Source organism: Hyphomicrobiales bacterium (assembly GCA_039973685.1).
Taxonomy (GTDB): domain Bacteria; phylum Pseudomonadota; class Alphaproteobacteria; order Rhizobiales; family JACESI01; genus JACESI01.
In genome coordinates this window covers 21,411-36,944 of the sequence record JBDWKL010000025.1, presented here as the reverse complement: position 1 = coordinate 36,944, position 15,534 = coordinate 21,411, and the positions used below count along the sequence as shown (strand labels likewise).

General features: G+C 47.4%; 16 protein-coding genes. 4 read left to right on the top strand and 12 right to left on the bottom strand.

What is annotated here, in order from left to right; genetic code table 11:
* The first annotated feature begins 16 nt into the window (after nucleotides 1-16).
* From ABJO30_07590 to ABJO30_07580, 3 genes are all read left to right on the top strand, one after another.
* The gene (locus ABJO30_07590) at nucleotides 17-1,447 is read left to right on the top strand and encodes an aldehyde dehydrogenase family protein (GenBank protein ID MEP3232675.1); all 1,431 of its coding nucleotides are present in this window, start codon (nucleotides 17-19) and stop codon (nucleotides 1,445-1,447) included.
* Nucleotides 1,444-2,973 carry an AMP-binding protein gene (locus ABJO30_07585; protein ID MEP3232674.1) on the top strand — a complete coding sequence of 510 codons (1,530 nt, stop codon included), beginning with the start codon at nucleotides 1,444-1,446 and terminating at the stop codon, nucleotides 2,971-2,973. Before ABJO30_07590 ends, ABJO30_07585 begins: the two co-directional genes overlap by 4 nt.
* A gap of 90 nt (nucleotides 2,974-3,063) precedes the next feature.
* Nucleotides 3,064-4,095 (top strand): adenosine deaminase, encoded by a 1,032-nt coding sequence (locus ABJO30_07580; GenBank protein ID MEP3232673.1) that lies wholly within the window; start codon nucleotides 3,064-3,066, stop codon nucleotides 4,093-4,095.
* Here the strand turns inward: ABJO30_07580 and ABJO30_07575 are convergent.
* The 12 genes from ABJO30_07575 to ABJO30_07520 all read right to left on the bottom strand — a co-directional run bounded on the left by ABJO30_07575 (nucleotide 4,089) and on the right by ABJO30_07520 (nucleotide 14,842).
* Nucleotides 4,089-5,138 carry an ABC transporter substrate-binding protein gene (locus tag ABJO30_07575; GenBank protein ID MEP3232672.1) on the bottom strand — a complete coding sequence of 350 codons (1,050 nt, stop codon included), beginning with the start codon at nucleotides 5,136-5,138 and terminating at the stop codon, nucleotides 4,089-4,091. The genes ABJO30_07580 and ABJO30_07575 overlap by 7 nt on opposite strands.
* 23 nt (nucleotides 5,139-5,161) lie before the next feature.
* Nucleotides 5,162-6,211 (bottom strand): ABC transporter substrate-binding protein, encoded by a 1,050-nt coding sequence (locus ABJO30_07570; protein ID MEP3232671.1) that lies wholly within the window; start codon nucleotides 6,209-6,211, stop codon nucleotides 5,162-5,164.
* 30 nt (nucleotides 6,212-6,241) lie between these two features.
* Nucleotides 6,242-6,919, bottom strand: a complete 678-nt coding sequence (locus ABJO30_07565; GenBank protein MEP3232670.1) for an ankyrin repeat domain-containing protein — start codon at nucleotides 6,917-6,919, stop codon at nucleotides 6,242-6,244.
* A gap of 53 nt (nucleotides 6,920-6,972) precedes the next feature.
* Nucleotides 6,973-7,455 carry a heme-binding protein gene (locus tag ABJO30_07560; GenBank protein ID MEP3232669.1) on the bottom strand — a complete coding sequence of 161 codons (483 nt, stop codon included), beginning with the start codon at nucleotides 7,453-7,455 and terminating at the stop codon, nucleotides 6,973-6,975.
* An 89-nt stretch (nucleotides 7,456-7,544) separates the two neighbouring features.
* A complete protein-coding gene (locus ABJO30_07555; GenBank protein MEP3232668.1) occupies nucleotides 7,545-8,153 on the bottom strand; it encodes a response regulator in 609 nt (202 codons plus the stop codon).
* On the bottom strand, nucleotides 8,150-9,685 hold the full coding sequence (locus ABJO30_07550; GenBank protein ID MEP3232667.1) for an ATP-binding protein: 1,536 nt from the start codon (nucleotides 9,683-9,685) through the stop codon (nucleotides 8,150-8,152). Before ABJO30_07550 ends, ABJO30_07555 begins: the two co-directional genes overlap by 4 nt.
* A gap of 120 nt (nucleotides 9,686-9,805) precedes the next feature.
* Nucleotides 9,806-10,171, bottom strand: coding sequence for a hydroxyisourate hydrolase (gene uraH, locus ABJO30_07545; protein MEP3232666.1), 366 nt, complete (start codon nucleotides 10,169-10,171; stop codon nucleotides 9,806-9,808).
* 95 nt (nucleotides 10,172-10,266) lie between these two features.
* The gene (locus ABJO30_07540; protein ID MEP3232665.1) at nucleotides 10,267-11,208 is read right to left on the bottom strand and encodes a tripartite tricarboxylate transporter substrate binding protein; all 942 of its coding nucleotides are present in this window, start codon (nucleotides 11,206-11,208) and stop codon (nucleotides 10,267-10,269) included.
* Between the two features lie 19 nt (nucleotides 11,209-11,227).
* The gene (locus ABJO30_07535) at nucleotides 11,228-12,775 is read right to left on the bottom strand and encodes a tripartite tricarboxylate transporter permease (GenBank protein MEP3232664.1); all 1,548 of its coding nucleotides are present in this window, start codon (nucleotides 12,773-12,775) and stop codon (nucleotides 11,228-11,230) included.
* A 1-nt stretch (nucleotide 12,776) separates the two neighbouring features.
* Nucleotides 12,777-13,271, bottom strand: coding sequence for a tripartite tricarboxylate transporter TctB family protein (locus tag ABJO30_07530; GenBank protein MEP3232663.1), 495 nt, complete (start codon nucleotides 13,269-13,271; stop codon nucleotides 12,777-12,779).
* Complete coding sequence (uraD, locus tag ABJO30_07525; GenBank protein MEP3232662.1) at nucleotides 13,258-13,797, bottom strand: 2-oxo-4-hydroxy-4-carboxy-5-ureidoimidazoline decarboxylase; 540 nt, start codon at nucleotides 13,795-13,797, stop codon at nucleotides 13,258-13,260. The genes ABJO30_07530 and uraD overlap by 14 nt, the downstream gene beginning before the upstream one ends.
* A gap of 139 nt (nucleotides 13,798-13,936) precedes the next feature.
* Nucleotides 13,937-14,842: a LysR family transcriptional regulator gene (locus ABJO30_07520; GenBank protein ID MEP3232661.1), complete on the bottom strand. Its 906-nt coding sequence runs from the start codon at nucleotides 14,840-14,842 to the stop codon at nucleotides 13,937-13,939.
* Between the two features lie 213 nt (nucleotides 14,843-15,055).
* On the opposite strand from ABJO30_07520, the gene ABJO30_07515 reads away from it, so the two are divergent.
* Nucleotides 15,056-15,442, top strand: coding sequence for a hydroxyisourate hydrolase (locus tag ABJO30_07515; protein ID MEP3232660.1), 387 nt, complete (start codon nucleotides 15,056-15,058; stop codon nucleotides 15,440-15,442).
* Nucleotides 15,443-15,534 lie beyond the last annotated feature (92 nt).

The following is a 15,534-nucleotide window of genomic DNA, read 5'->3' as shown; positions in this document are numbered from 1 at the left end:
TCGAAAGGTGAGTTTTATGGCCGTGGCCGATATCCAAGCCGTTGCTGAAAGCGATGCGGCAATTGTTGACGCGTTGGTTTCAAGGGCACGTGTGGCGCAAGCAGCCTTTGAGGCGGGTGCAACGCAAGAGCGCTATGATACGGCGGCCTTTGCTGCTGCATGGGCGTTGATGGAGCCATCACGCAATGAAGAACTTGCAACCATGGCCGTCGAGACAACCGGCCTTGGTAATGTCAAAGATAAGATCACCAAGAACCACCGCAAAACCTTAGGCGTGCTGCGTGATATGAAGCACTCGAAGACCTGCGGTATTATTTCAAGCGACCCTGCAACAGGAATAACTGAGATTGCGCGTGCGAAGGGCGTGATTGGTGCTGTGGTGCCTTCAACCAATCCAGTTGCCACACCCACCAATAACGTCGTGAATGCGCTTAAATGCGGCAATGCGGTCATTCTATCGCCATCTCCCAAAGGGGTTGAGGTGTGCGAGAAATTGATTTCTTATATTCACGCTGAGTTTGATAAAATTGGCGTTGATCATGATCTGGTGCAAATGGTGCCGGCCCCTGTTTCAAAAGCAAAGGCGCAACGCTTAATGGAAGCTGCTGACTTGCTGGTGGTGACAGGTAGCCAGAACAATGTGAAGCGCGCCTATTCATCTGGCACGCCAGCCATCGGCGTTGGCGCGGGCAATGTGAGTGTTATCGTCGATGAAACTGCTGACCTTAAAGAGGCGGCGCAGAAGATCACGGCATCCAAGACCTTTGACAACTCCACGTCTTGTTCGTCAGAAAATGCGGTCATCGTCTTAAAGTCTGTGCGCGATGCATTTTTGGCAGAGCTTGAGCAAGCAGGCGGGCGTTTGTTGACTGGCGCTGATGGGGATCGTCTCAAGAACGCATTGTTCGGAAGTGGACATCTTAATCGCGAGATGTTGGCGCAAGATATCGACAAGGTGATGTCTGTTGCTCATCTCGAACTTGAGGCATCTGACACGATTAAATTTCTACTGATTGAAGGGGCGGGTATTGGCGACAATGCACCTGAGTCTGGTGAGAAGCTTTCGCTTGTTACAACTCTTTATGTCGCTGATGATTTTGATGATGCAAAAACCATTGCAGGCCGCCTGTTAGATCATGTTGGGGCAGGGCATTCGGTCGGCCTCCATAGCCGTGACGATCAACGCGCCCTTAATCTAGCGCAAGAGCTACCCACCTGCCGCGTCATCGTCAACCAAGCCCATTGTTTTGCAACGGGTGGTTCGTTCGATAATGGCATGCCGTTTTCCCTGTCGATGGGGTGCGGGTCTTGGGGTGGTAATTCGATTGATGAGAATTTCAATCATAAGCACCTCATGAACATCGCAAAAGTTGTCCGCACTATTCCCATCAATGAACCGAGCCTTGATGATATGTTTGGCGATTATTGGCAAAAGGCGGGGCAATGAGCGAGCCTGTATTCGATCTTCAGTCACTTCAAGGGCAAACGGTTCGTGGGCTGATTGATCATTGGGCAGGTGAAAAGCCGGATGAGGTCTATCTGGTTGACCCAAACAGCAGCACGGAAACAAGTTTCTTGCAGCTTCAAAAGCGTTGCCGAGCGTTAAGCAAATACCTCCATGATGCGGGTCTTACAACAGGCGAGACGGTCGGTTATGCCTTCCACAACGGCGTTGATGCAGCCGTTGCTATCCTCGCCATCATGTATGGCGGTTACACAGCCACCGCGATCAATCTGGTGTCTGGCAAGCAGACGATTTCTCATGTTCTAAATCACAGTGCCGCCAGATTAGTTTTGTGTCAGGAAAAGACCTTGCCGCTTTTAACGGAGGCAGCCCCTGAAAAAGACAAGAATGAGTTCTTGCTTCTCAGTGCCTTAAATCTCGCGGATGATGCAGCTGCGCCAGATGTTGCAATCAACGCGCAAGATGATGCGTTGTTGATGTATACCTCAGGCACAACAGGCGTTCCCAAAGGCGTAGTGCATACACATGCAAGCCTGCTTGCTGGTGGCGGCAACGCAGTACTGGCCCATAAGCTTACAGAGCGAGATAGGGGGCTTTGCGTCTTGCCGCTTTATCACATCAATGGTCTGTGCGTGACCTTGCTCGGTTCGCTCGTCAGTGGTTCTAGCTTGGTGGTGCCAAACAGATTTTCCGTCTCTTCGTTTTGGGATACGATTAAGCGCAATCAATGCAGTTGGTTTTCTGTGGTGCCAACCCAAATTTCCTATTTGCTGCAAGAAGCAGAAAACAATGGCCACGACGCAAGTGGACTGGAGGCTCTCCGGTTTGGCCGCTCAGCGTCAGCGCCTTTATCGCCTGATGTGCAAACGGCGTTTGAAGAACGTTTCAATGTGCCGATTATCGAGACCATGGGCCTCACAGAAACAGCCGCTCAGATTTTATCAAACCCAATAGATGGCAAACGCAAAATTGGCTCACCCGGTATCGCATTTGGTAATGAGGTTATCATTGCTGACGACCATCAAAACGAAGTGCCGCATGGGCGAGAAGGCGAGGTTTTGGTGCGCGGTCATAACGTGATGAAGCTCTATCGCAATAATGACGAGGCAACCACGGCATCGCTCACCCCAAACAAGTGGCTTCGCACAGGCGATCTTGGGCGCATGGATGATGAGGGTTATGTCTTCATCACGGGGCGCTTAAAAGAACTCATTATCAAGGGCGGTGAGAACATCGCACCTCGGGAAATCGACGAAGCGCTTTATTCCCATCCCGATGTTGTGGAAGCGGCAGCCTTTCCGCGCGAGTGTAAGCAATATGGCCAAAAGGTCGAAGCAGGTGTGATGATCAGAGTGGGCTCTGATTTGAACGTCGAGCAGCTTTATAAAATTTGTGAAGACAGGCTTGGGAAATTCAAATCCCCAGAGATAATTCATGTCTTGCCGGAACTCCCAAAAGGGCCGTCGGGTAAAATACAGCGTCTCAAAATCGCCGACATGACCGCCTAGCATATAACGCGCCCTTGCTCACCGTCATAACTCTGCCTAACATTCGAGTTCTTTTTGCAACCATCGACTGATGTAAGGGTTGGATTAGTTATGAAAAGCATCGCGGAACAACTGATAGATCGCCTACCAAAGGCGGAACTGCACCTACATATCGAGGGAACTCTTGAGCCTGAAATGATGCTGGCGCTGGCGAAACGCAACAACATCAAACTTCCCTATGATGAGGTGGAGGATGTGCGGGCCGCTTACGAGTTCGATTGCTTGCAAGATTTTCTCGACCTTTATTATATGGGCATGTCGGTGTTGATCACCGAGCAAGATTTTCACGATCTAACATGGGCCTATCTTGAGCGCGTACACGCGGATGGTCTTACCCATGTTGAAATGTTCTTTGACCCACAAGCCCACACTGATCGCGGCATTAAGTTTGATACAGTTTTGGGCGGCATCGTCTCTGCTTTGGAGAAGGCGCATAGAGAGCTAAACATCACCTCCAAGCTGATCATGTGCTTCTTGCGTCATTTGCCAGAAGAGGAAGCCTTTGAGGCCTTGGAATGCGCTTGCAAAAACAAAGAACATATTTATGGCGTGGGGCTTGATAGTTCAGAGGCAGGGCATCCGCCTGAGAAGTTTACCCGCGTGTTTGAAGAAGCGCGCAATGAGGGCTTTGTGCCTGTTGCTCATGTGGGCGAGGAGGGCACGGCAGAGAATGTTAAAGACGCGCTTGATATTTTGAAGATTGAGCGGGTAGACCACGGCAACCACGCTTTTGATGATCCTGCCTTGATCAAGCGTCTGGCAAAACAGCAAACTCCGCTCACCATGTGCCCGATCTCCAATTGGCGCTTGAAGGGCATACCGTCACTTGCTGCAAGCCCCGTGAAAAAGGCTTTAGATGCAGGCTTATTGGTTACGGTGAATTCAGACGATCCGTCTTATTTTGGCGGTTATCTGAACGACAATTATCGCGCGGTGCATGATGCTCTTAATTTGAACGAGAATGAGTTGATCACTCTTGCCAAAAACTCCTTTGCCGCTTCATTCCTTGATGACCGAGACAAACAAGCTCAATTGGACAAAATCGATGCTTGCGTGGATGACGTTCGCCGGAGTGACTATTGACCCAAACTGACGACACGCTCGCTTAGCGGCGGTAAAAAACGACGGTCAAACACTTCTCGAACACTAGGCGTTCGCGGTAAGCTTTTTGTTTTCACAATAAGGCGAATAAGCCGTTCAAGCCTGTCGTCATCCATTTCGCCAATTCCAATTCGTGCGCCTTCAGGATGAGCCATTTCTGTGCGTAATGTACCAATAAGTCTTGTTTCGTTGATTGACCGACGGCTATTTCCAACGCGCCGCCCTAATGCGTCCATCGCTTCTTCTGTATTTAAGACCGTATCACTTAGACCTTGGTTTGTAGCGCGGACCAAACCAGCAATTTCGCTTGTCCTTGTTTCATAGGTCTCGCGTGTCACAAAAAGTGTGTTCCCATACATATCGGGAATGTAGTCTGCATATTCCAAAAACCGAATATCCTTTGGCTTAACGCCATAAGAGGCCGTCGTTGCTATGATAGTTTGAACAAAGCCAAAGACACCGTGCGCATTCTTACCGTTCAAAACATCGACGACTTGTTGGCCCATGCCCCCGCCCGAGCGCTTGATTTGGACTTTGCTTGCGTCAATTCCCGTGGCCTTTGCAAACATATCGAACGTGATCAACGCCGCATCACTGCCATGGCCGCTGACAATGCGTCCTTCTAGGTCTTTGGGCGTTTTAATAGGGCCATCTGCTGCAACGGCAATGGTAAAAGGAACTGCATTGAATGTTGTAAAGACGGCAACTGGCCCTTTATCTTTCGGGCTCCTTGCGATGCGTTCGATCAAGGCTGTTATATCACCATAACCTGCATCAAAATCACCGTGACGCACACGTGGGATAATAGCAGCCGCTCCTCCGCCGGGCGAGAACTTCATGTTCAAGCCCTCTTTGCGATAGTAGCCCTTGTCTTGGGCTAGAAGAAAAAAGGCGACTGGGCCAGAGAAAGAGGTATTCAACAGCAATTTGAGATTGTTGTTTTTCGCGACAACAGATGTAGTCAGCCCCGCAAGCGCTGTACTTGCAAGACCACCAATGAGATGGCGTCGATTTATGTCATTCATTTGTAAAACCTCTTCAAGAGTTTTTAGCCCGCTAAATGGCGTACACGTTCATTGAGCGATGGCAAAAAGCGATCTGTGAATATTTCGCTTTGGCTAGGAACGCGCGGTAATTTGTTGGTTGATGCGATCAACTCGATGGATCGTTGAAGTCGCATCTCATCCACCGCACCAATGCCAATGCGCTTGCCTTCTTTATGGCCCATTTCAATTTCAATGGTGGTTGTAAAGCGCAGCATCTGAGAGGTGCGGGATGAAAACTTTGCTCGGCGCATTACCGCATCAATGGCGGCTTCTGGGTCGGTAATTGCATCATGAATCCCACGGTTCACGGCTCTTACAATGCCTGCAATGCTATCTGGATCAGCGCTTAACATTTTGCGGGTCGCCATAATCGTACTGCCATAGAGATCAGGCGCGTGTTCTGCGAATGAAAGGTGACGAAGGAGGTGGTTTTGATCGTCGTCGTCTCGCGACATTGCTGATGAAATCGTACTGACGTAACCAAACACACCATCGACATTATTCGTGGCCAGCATTGTTTGAAGCTGTGTTCTAAATCCACTGCCAAAATTGCCAACCTTCACCTTCGACTGATCAATGCCATTCACCTTGCAAAATGCACCAAATGTCCGAAGTGCTACATCACTTGGATGGCCGACCAGTGTCTTTCCTTCTAAATCTTTAGGGCTTTTTATTGGGCCATTGGCAGGAACTGCAATAGTGGATGGTGATGCATTAAAAAGGGCGAAAACACCAACTGGTGCTTTGTGGGGACGGGTGGCACTTACCTCAATTAATGAGTTGATGTCGCCGTAGCCAATATCAAATTCTTCATTCATCAGCCGTGGCGCGGCCGTATAAGCGCCATATCCAGGTGCGAAAGAAATATCTATTCCCTCATCGGCAAAATAACCACGGTCCTGCGCTAGAAAGAACCAAGCTTGAGGTCCAGATGCGCCAGTATTTAGCAGCATTCTAATTGGTTTTAATTTGGACTGTGCAATCGCTGGGAGTGAAAGAGATGAGGCCAGTTTTAATGAGACCAAGCCCGTCATCAGTTGACGTCTATTCATTTCATATTCTCCTCGAACAATATGCGGATCTTACTTTTTGCTATTGCGAATAATCTCAGCAATTTTTTTGTAACCACGACTTTCAGCATGAGCTAAGGCAGTGACACCGTCACGATCACCTACCGAGATGTCGGCCCCAGCTTCAACCAATGCTTTCACAGTCTCTGTGTGATTACGCCCACCATCCCCCAAGATCACGGCCTCAATGAGTGCTGTCCAATGCAGGTTATTGATATGATCCAAGGGCGCGCCAGCTTTGATCAAGCGTCTGACAACTTCTGCATGGCCAAGATGAGCGGCTGCAATTAATGCGGTGCCATCATAAATGCTTGTCGTAAGGTCTGCGCGATTACCAAACTGCAATGCAATTGACATGAGGTCTGGATCATTTGCTACTGCCGCGATGGTAACAACATCATAAACGCCATACTCAAGAGCATTCATATCTGCTCCAGCTTTTGCAAGTGCAATGAGCGCCTCATCATTTGAGGCAAAAGCCGCAACGTGGATTGGTGTCCGGCGCGAGCCATCGCGGGCGTTTAGATCGGCACCATTTTTCACAAATGTATTGATCGCACCGATATCGTTTTCATGAGCTGCTTTATGTAAGCCAGTGTATTTTTCTATTTGGCTTGAAGACGGTTTGGTTTGCGCGGACGCTTCAAAATTTAAAAAGAGGCCTACAGAAACAAGCAAAAAACGTAGCATAGTACCCTCCAGTGTAGATGGTCTGCTCTCATGAAAGAGCAGACCAAATTTAATTATTCTGCGCTAATTGCGTCCAAGCCTGTACGACCACATTCCGCATCAATCGCGCCAGATGGTGCGCCACCTACACCGATACCGCCAACAAGCTTGCCAGCAAATTTGATTGGAAGACCACCAGCTTGAATAACAAGACGGCTGTCCATATCGCGAAGACCACCATTTTCAGGTTTTGCGCCGATAAAGCCTGCAAGGCTTGCTGTATCGCGGCCCATGCTTGCTGATGTAAAAGCTTTACCTGTGCTGCTGCCTACAGAGTGAGGGCCAGCATTGTCAGCGCTCAAAAGAACTTTGGTTTCACCGCTGCGTGCAACGATTGCAACCGTTACGTTGAAGCCTTTAGCAGCACATGCTTCTAGCGCTTTGTGAGCAGCTTTTGATGCCATATCAAGCGGCAAGTAAGGAGCCGTTGGAAGGTCTTGAGCAAGAGCTACAGTAGATGTGAGAGCCATTGCTGCTGTAATAAGAATGCGTTTCATGAGAGTTCTCCAAAAATGAGTTACGCTCAAAAGCTACGCCTTCCTAATAACTGACGATATTCGTATTTTTCCCACGGCACTGCGTATATCTACGGAGTATTGTGGGCCTCTTGCCATAATCGCGTTTGTTCTGCTGTCGACGTTGTTCCAAGCTTATTGCCAATAGAGGCACGGTGACTTTCCACGGTGCGGGGTGACAGCGATAAAGCTTCGGCTATTTGCTGGCTTGTAATTCCACGCACGACCAAATCGAGCACTTCTTTTTCTCGTTTCGATAATTGTTCAAATAGGCGCAAAACTTCTTTTGTTTCAGCTTCAAGTTGATTGCTTTTTTCAACCATCGAAAGCCCTTTTTGGATCGCGTCAATCAAGTCTTGCTCGTCAATTGGTTTGCTCAAAAAGTCGATGGCGCCATTGCGAAAAGCACGGCGGCAGGCATCAATGTCACCGTGTCCGCTGATGATGATCGTTGGCCAATCAAATTGCAGTTCCTGCAACTTTTCTTGTAACTTTAGACCGGTGATCATCGGCATTCTAATATCCAGAACCAGACAGCCTCTTGGTAGAGAGTTAATCTTGTTGAGTAATTCCTCTGGACCTCCAAAGGTGTGAACATCAACGCCTACCGTTTTCAGGAGCAGAGCCAAAGCACCGCGCACCGCTTTGTCATCATCAACGAGGTAAACTGGATGGTTCATTGCGCGGCTACCTGCACGTGACTATCTGCCCTTGGGAATATAGCTGTAAGAATAGTATGTCCGTCATTTTCAGTGGCAGAAATTTCACCGTCCATTCGTTCCACTAAACGTTGGCATAGAGCCAGTCCTAAACCTGTCCCCTCTGGCTTGCTTGTAACAAAGGGTTCAAACAAGCGGGCTTTGATGTCATCTGGCAAACCAATTCCATTATCTGAGACAACCAGAGAAACTGTATCGCTGGCCATCAGGATTTCAATTTCAACCGTTGGGTTGGCCACATCTTGAACAGCATCCAATGCATTTCGCACCAGATTAAAAATGACTTGCTCCAACTCGATTGGTTCGGCTTGGATGGTGTATGGCAATGTCTTGTCAAATTTGAAAATGAGCTTCGTTGATTGCCTGCTGGCTTCTGGTGCGAGCAACTCTTTCACGACATTTGCAGCGTTGGACAATGAACTCTGAGTGACTGGTCCACGGCTAGGTTTCGTCCAACGGCGCATCCGTTCAAGTATGATCGACGCGCGTTTTGCTTGTGTGATTGTATCATCAAGAACGGGGATAAGAGCGGGTGCATCGCCTCTTGTTGCCAAATGTTTACCTGCTTGCGATTGGCTCAAAATAGCGGTCAAAGGTTGCGTGAGTTCATGAGCCAACCCACTAGCCATTTCACCAAGGGCATTGACGCGTGACGCATGAGCAAGGCGCGCATCTTGAGCGCTCAACAGAGCATTTTTTTCCGCGTGGCGCGTTCTCAAATATTGCCTAATCCCGATGATCAAACTGATATAGACGATGGTGGCTAAAAAGCTCACCAATGCAATTCTTGACCACGAGATTGATTTGGGACCAAACGGCAACGACCAGAAGTTCAAGGTGAGGGGCTGAGATAAACTCCCTAGATCTTTTGAAAAAGTTGGAGCTGTACTTTCGTTATGACCACTTAAGAAAGCGCCGTCTGGCAAAGATAATCGATACCGAAAACTATTTGATTTCCAAAAATCAGACTCTGTCTCAATGAGTGCTGCACCATCTATTGTTAGGGCGAGGGCATATTTTGCGGAATTAGAGTTAGGGCTGCGCTTAATCAACAAATAGGTTTCAGGATCAACTGGATTAGAACGAAGCTGTAATGAACCAGTCGTCGTTTGCGCCGCATCGACCATCTGTTCGGCAAGGTCAGGATTGCTTTGATCATTGGTGCTTATTATAAATTTTCCGTCCTGCAAGCTGATAAGATTCACATTAACAATGCGTGGGTAAAACCGCATAATGGTCTCAGCAACATCAAGAAATAGATCGCGGCGCACAACAGGGCCAGCTGTCGCGATTGCTGACAACGATGTCAAATGGGCATCATGTTGGTCAGCTCGTTGTGATGCCAATCGCGCAATCGCATCGCCTTCGTCTGAAAGTCTCGTTTTGAAATTTTGATAATCGTAAATGGAGATGACAGCACTACACAGCAGTATCATCGCAATCCAACCAGCGCAGATGGTTTTATAATCTGAAAATTTTGAAACAGTTTTCAATAGTACACCTTATGTGCAAGTAGAGCCCATTGCGCACATACCATAAATTGAGATGCAATAAAAAGTTAGTCAGAAATTTCTGAAATCATGGTCAGGCACATTGAAAGGCCGCATTGAGCTCTAGCTCCCTCTATAGGTTGAATAACTGTACGGGGAAACAAGCAGTGGAACATGATAGTGGTCGATCTCGGATAGCGTGAAGCGAACTGGGATAATGTCGAGAAAAGGCAAAGTGCTTTCATCATGCGGTACGTTTTTAAAATAAGGGCCTACATGAAATTTTAGCTCATAAGTTCCTAGCCGAAAGGTGGCGTCTGTCAAAAGGGCATGGTCTGTTCGCCCGTCTTCGTTGGACAAGGTAGAAAGAATTTCTGTTGCGACCTCATTCTCAATATGGCTTAGCGAAATTTTGACGCCAGCAGCGGGTCTCCCTAAAGATGTATCCAAAATATGCGTACTCAGTTTTCCGCGTTTATTGAGTGACATCATTTTGTCTCTTCTTCAGTTTGCAGTTGCTTCACATAAAAAATCAAAGAGGCGCTTGTGATCAAAATCACAAGCGCCTCTAAATCTCATTAGGCTTACTTTTCAGCGATGCCAGTAGACTTAATCAATGGCGCCCATACATCAATCAACTCACTAACAAGGGCAGTGTAACCTTCGACAGACATAGGACGATTTGTGATACCGAGCTCAGTTAGGCGCTTTTGTACTGCTTCACTGGCAAAAACGGCGTTGATCGTTTCGTTGATCTGTTTTGCCTTGGCTGCATCAATGCCACTTGGGCCAGAAACACCAACCCAGTTTTCAATCACCACGTCATAACCTTGTTCTTTGAATGTCGGCAAATCAGGCAGTTGAGGGTTACGCTCTGGGGATGCAATCGCGATTGCAATCGCTTCTTTGTTCTCGATCAAATCGCTGTTTTGAACAGCCATGTCATAAAAAGTATCCAGAACTTTCGCACGGAAATCCTGAATAGCTGGTGCGCTACCTTTGTAAGGCACGTGGATGGATTTCACATCAAGTGCAGCGTCTACGGCTTCACCTAGAATGTGAGAAATTGAACCAACCCCACTAGAACCGTAAGTCAAGGAACCGTCTTTTACCTTGGCGATGTACTCCTTCAAGTTCGTAATGCCAGAGGATGGCTGAACGAATAGACCCGGAGCGGATGCACCTATGTAAGCAAGGTGGGTAAAGTCAGTACGCGGGTCAAATGGGATCGACTTGAAACGTGTTGGCGCGATAGTGAATGGCGCATTGTTGGCAAGAAGCAATGTTGTGCCATCGTTAGGCTGTTTTGCAACAAAGTCAGCTGCAACGGTGCCAGCCGCACCTGGACGATTATCAACGACTGCTTTTTGCCCAAAATCTTCACCAAGGTGTTTTGCAAGCAATCTTGCTACAAGGTCACTTGTTCCACCTGGTGGAAAAGTCACCACGATGCGAACTGGGTCATCGCTCCATTTGCCAGGCTCTGCTGCTGCAAACGGCGAAGCAAGCATGGCAAAAACTGCCATTGTTGTTCCTAAGAATTTTCTACGATTGAACGTCATCACTTATTCCTTTCTGATTAATTATATTCGTCTTTAAGGCGCGTTTGTGCCGATGTTTTCTAAGGGTGGCGTATAAGGCAAAAACAAGAATAGCCACGGTGATTGTGATGAGTGTTGCGCTGATTGGGCGCTCTAAAAACACCATCGGGTCGCCGCGCGATAGCAACATTGCGCGACGCAGTTGTTCTTCCATTAAGGGACCAAGAACAAAGCCTAGTAAAAGGGGGGCGGGCTCAAATTTAAAGAGCCGCATGATGTAGCCAGCGCCGCCAATAATCAGCGTCAGCCATACATCGAATACGTTGTTATTGAGGCTATACACACCAATACAAATCAGCACGATGATGGTTGGATACATGTACTTGTATGGGATTTTCAAAAGCCTGACCCAGATGCCAATAAGGGGGACATTCAAAATGATCAGCATGATGTTTCCAACAAGGAAGCTTGCGACCAACCCCCAGAATAAATCTGGTTGTTCTGATATCAATCTTGGGCCCGGCGTAATACCATAAATCATGAGTGCACCAATGACGATGGCCATGGGCGGGCTGCCTGGGACACCCAGTGTCAATGTTGGGACAAACGCTGTTTGGGTGGCTGAGTTGTTGGCGGCTTCTGGAACTGCAACACCAGGTACAACACCCGTTCCAAATTTATGGCGAAGGGGATTGATCCGTTTTTCGACCGCATAAGCAATTGCCGCGGCAATGGTTTGCCCCGTTCCTGGCAATGCGCCAAAAAAGGAGCCAATAGTGCTGCCACGCAAGATCGGTGCGATAAGCGATTTCCATTCTTCTTTGGAAGGGTGAAAATCGTTGTAATCGATCTCTTGCTTCATGCCGCCATTTTTGTTTGTGCGGATAGAAGCAATAAGTTCACTGACACCAAACAAGCCCATCGCAACGATTACGATATGTACCCCATCGCGTAATTCAGGAATGCCCATCGTAAAGCGAAGATCGCCAGTTGTTAGGTCAATACCAATAGTGCCAAGCATTAAGCCGAGCATAACCATTGCAACACCACGAAGTGCGCCGCCATTACTCACAACTGAGGCCGCAATCAGTCCTAATAAAATTACGGCAAAATAATCAGCAGGACCAAAAGATAGAGCCAGCTTCGCCAATGATGGCGATAGCACCGCAATCACGATCATCCCAATTATACCACCGCCGAATGATGCCGCCGCAGTGGAAAACAGGGCAACGCCTGCACGGCCTTTTTTGGCCAAAGGATATCCCTCAATCGCCGTGATTGAAGCGGCAGGTGTACCGGGGATATTCATCAAGATAGATGCGATAGAACCGCCATATTCTGCCCCATAATATACACCGGCAATCATCACGAGTGCAGAGGTTGGTTCTAGTGAAAAAGACAATGGCAAAATCATTGAGATCGCCGCCATAGATCCAATGCCAGGAAGGACGCCGATGAAGGTTCCTAAGAAGACGCCAATGAAGCAATAAATGAGGTTTTCAGGTTGTAGTACAACCAAGAGACCATCGTAAAAACTTGCGAAAATTTCCATCTCAAATTCCCACAAATGCTTTGAAAGGCAAGTTGATTGCCTTGATGAAAAGTGCCCAACAGCCAAGCGCAACAAACGCGCCTAAAACAATCTTATAAGGGAAGCCAATGCTTTTATCTGGCATGCTGGCAACGACGACGGATAGGAAAGCTGCTGGGACAAGACCTAGCCGGTCAACAAGCAATGCAAAGGTCGCGATGGCTGCTGATATTGCTAAAAAACCAATCCAGTCTGGCGCTTCTTTAATGCCGTCACCACGAAACTCATCTAGGAAGATGAAGAGGGCAAGCACGAGAACAATAAGGCCTGTAAGAACCGGAAAGGCTCCTGTCCCAAGCCGTGTTGGTATGCCTAGACCTAACTCTAAGCCGCCTGCGATGAAAATGAGGCTGAGGACTAAAAGGAGGATGGCTCCAATTGTTCCCACCCAAGTGCGCTGTTTTGGTGCGCTCAATGTGTCATCTAATGAATTTGCCTCGCCACTATCTGGTTTCATTTGAAACTCCAGACTTGGTAGCAATGTCAAAATTTTTCAAAACACGGGCTTTACTAACAATCACGACTTGTTCAATCGCATTGCTTATTTCAGATTTTTTATTACCCGATAACCGAACCTTGAACTCGTCAAGCACACTGGCCAAATTGTCGTGACGCACCAATGCTGTGATGAAAGGGAAGCCGAACTTCTCTTTGTATTCTAAATTGAGTTTTTTTAGCCGAGCAATTTCAGCGTTAAAGTCAGAAGTTAGGTGCAGTCGGTTTTGCTCGCTCTGGGATTCGTGTGTCATTTCCAGTGGCTTGTCGGGTGCCAATTCTGGGTGAGAATTAAAAAGAGAAATTTGGCTTTCATCATCGAGGCTATGAAGTTCCTCCGCGATAGCTAAAGCGATCTCTTCAGCATTTTTAAAAGGTCTTTTTTCCGCAACACGAATTGCAACATGAGGAGCGCGTTCAATAAGAGGTTCCAGCAGTTGAAATGCTTGGTCGTTATCGGCCTTATTTAAATGTTCTAGGCTACTCACAGCACAAAACCCCTTAATTTAGGAAAAGGCTATGACTCCAGATTGTTGCTGTCTATAGAATAAAAAATAACAATCCATTCTATTTATTAGAATATAATATATCGGCCGTTTTACTGGCACTTTAACGCAGCCTCGAAGTTTAATGTGTTTCCAAAATGGTTTTAGTGATCTCGAGCACTTTGCGACAAATGATTGAAACGGGCATTTGAGCGTTGGATACCAAAGCAATTGTTTGGTTGAAGGTGTCATCATCACTGATCGGGATGAAGGTAAGCGTTTGCGCTTCAAGCTCGGGTGCCGCGTCTAATTGCGAGGTCACCGCAATATAGTTTCCAGAGGCGACAAGAAGCTTCATCAATTGGATGGAATTCACACTGACAGCATGTTCGATATGATCAAAAAGCCACCCATGATGAGCTTCTAACAATTGGCGGATGGCTAGAGTTTTGCTCTGGAATACCAAAGAATGATTGGCAAGTCCTTCAATGCTTACTTTGTTTTTTTGCGCGAGTGGGTGCTCAGGTGTTGCAATGCAGCCAAGAACAAATTCGCGCGACCAATGGAACTTTAAATTTTCCTCTGGGCCAGGGTTCGAGACAATGGCGATATCAAAATCCCCATTGCGAATGCCAGAAACAGCATCTTTAGGACTTAGAATTTCGATCTCTAAAGTGACTTTAGGATGAGCTTTTGAAACCCGTTTTACTAGTTCCAATACAATCCCATTTACCATGCTATCCATGGCTGCAATGCGCACTTGCCCAGTTTCAACGCCTTTATGCGCTTGGATGAGGGTCTGTAATTTTACGCTATCCAGTCGCCAATTTCGAGACATGTCTAGGATCAGGCGCCCTGAATAAGTAAGTGTCACGCCCTTGGTGTCGCGGCTAAACAAAGCCTCTCCCAGCATCTCTTCCAGAAGAACAATTTGGCGATGAACAGCAGAGGCAGAAATGCCAAGTTCACGAGAAGCGGCCTGAATAGAGCCAAGCTTTGCAACGCATTCCAGATATTGAAGAGAGCGGGGAACCAAGTGAAGTGTCATCGTCTTGCGCTTTTTGCTTGATGTTGAAACCCCCAATATTCAAAGGGTTGGAATATGGGTTAGGACAGGTTGCGCTTTATAAGCTATTCTAATTTTTATATGAAACTAGCATGATAGTGAATTGTAATTAGAACAATTTTTTGACTATCGCCCATTGTTAAATGCACATTGAGCAACTTTGTAAGTCACATGGTCATGTAAAAAGGAACCGTCATGGATCAAGGTAATGACAGCACGAATGCGGCGGCTGGGGGCATATCAATCCATGCCGTTGATGTTGCCAATGGTATTCCTGCCAAGGGATTGGCGGTAAGGCTATTTTTCTTAGGCGATACAGAAATTGAAATCGCTTCAGGTGCTTGTGATGTTTCAGGATTATTGCAGCATCCAGTATCCAAGGGGCAGGGCGTCCGTCGAGGGATGTATCGTGTGCAATTTTCCGTCGGCGATTATTTTCGCAACTTAGGGGCAGATCTTCCAGATCCCGCTTTTATGGAAACAGCTATTTTCCACTTTGGCATTGATAAGACCGGAGAGCATTTTCACCTGCCATTTAAATTTACAGCATGGGGCTATTCATTGTTTCGCGGTGGCGCATAAGTTTCCGGCCTCCATGTTAGCAAATTCAATTGATGAAGCAGCCGCTTTGGAATGAAGTTTGGTGCGATGTCGTGCAAGTAGACAACACATAA

Bases quoted from the DNA above. Each gene is read 5' to 3' on its own strand.
- uraH (MEP3232666.1), bottom strand. From the start codon at position 10,171: ATGTCACTCAATAAACGCGGAAAACTGAGTACGCATATTTTGGATACA.
- ABJO30_07585 (MEP3232674.1), top strand. From the start codon at position 1,444: ATGAGCGAGCCTGTATTCGATCTTCAGTCACTTCAAGGGCAAACGGTT.
- ABJO30_07565 (MEP3232670.1), bottom strand. From the start codon at position 6,919: ATGCTACGTTTTTTGCTTGTTTCTGTAGGCCTCTTTTTAAATTTTGAA.
- ABJO30_07515 (MEP3232660.1), top strand. From the start codon at position 15,056: ATGGATCAAGGTAATGACAGCACGAATGCGGCGGCTGGGGGCATATCA.
- ABJO30_07590 (MEP3232675.1), top strand. From the start codon at position 17: ATGGCCGTGGCCGATATCCAAGCCGTTGCTGAAAGCGATGCGGCAATT.
- ABJO30_07580 (MEP3232673.1), top strand. From the start codon at position 3,064: ATGAAAAGCATCGCGGAACAACTGATAGATCGCCTACCAAAGGCGGAA.
- ABJO30_07570 (MEP3232671.1), bottom strand. From the start codon at position 6,211: ATGAATAGACGTCAACTGATGACGGGCTTGGTCTCATTAAAACTGGCC.
- ABJO30_07555 (MEP3232668.1), bottom strand. From the start codon at position 8,153: ATGAACCATCCAGTTTACCTCGTTGATGATGACAAAGCGGTGCGCGGT.
- ABJO30_07575 (MEP3232672.1), bottom strand. From the start codon at position 5,138: ATGAATGACATAAATCGACGCCATCTCATTGGTGGTCTTGCAAGTACA.
- ABJO30_07540 (MEP3232665.1), bottom strand. From the start codon at position 11,208: ATGGCAGTTTTTGCCATGCTTGCTTCGCCGTTTGCAGCAGCAGAGCCT.
- ABJO30_07560 (MEP3232669.1), bottom strand. From the start codon at position 7,455: ATGAAACGCATTCTTATTACAGCAGCAATGGCTCTCACATCTACTGTA.
- ABJO30_07530 (MEP3232663.1), bottom strand. From the start codon at position 13,271: ATGAAACCAGATAGTGGCGAGGCAAATTCATTAGATGACACATTGAGC.
- ABJO30_07520 (MEP3232661.1), bottom strand. From the start codon at position 14,842: ATGACACTTCACTTGGTTCCCCGCTCTCTTCAATATCTGGAATGCGTT.
- ABJO30_07535 (MEP3232664.1), bottom strand. From the start codon at position 12,775: ATGGAAATTTTCGCAAGTTTTTACGATGGTCTCTTGGTTGTACTACAA.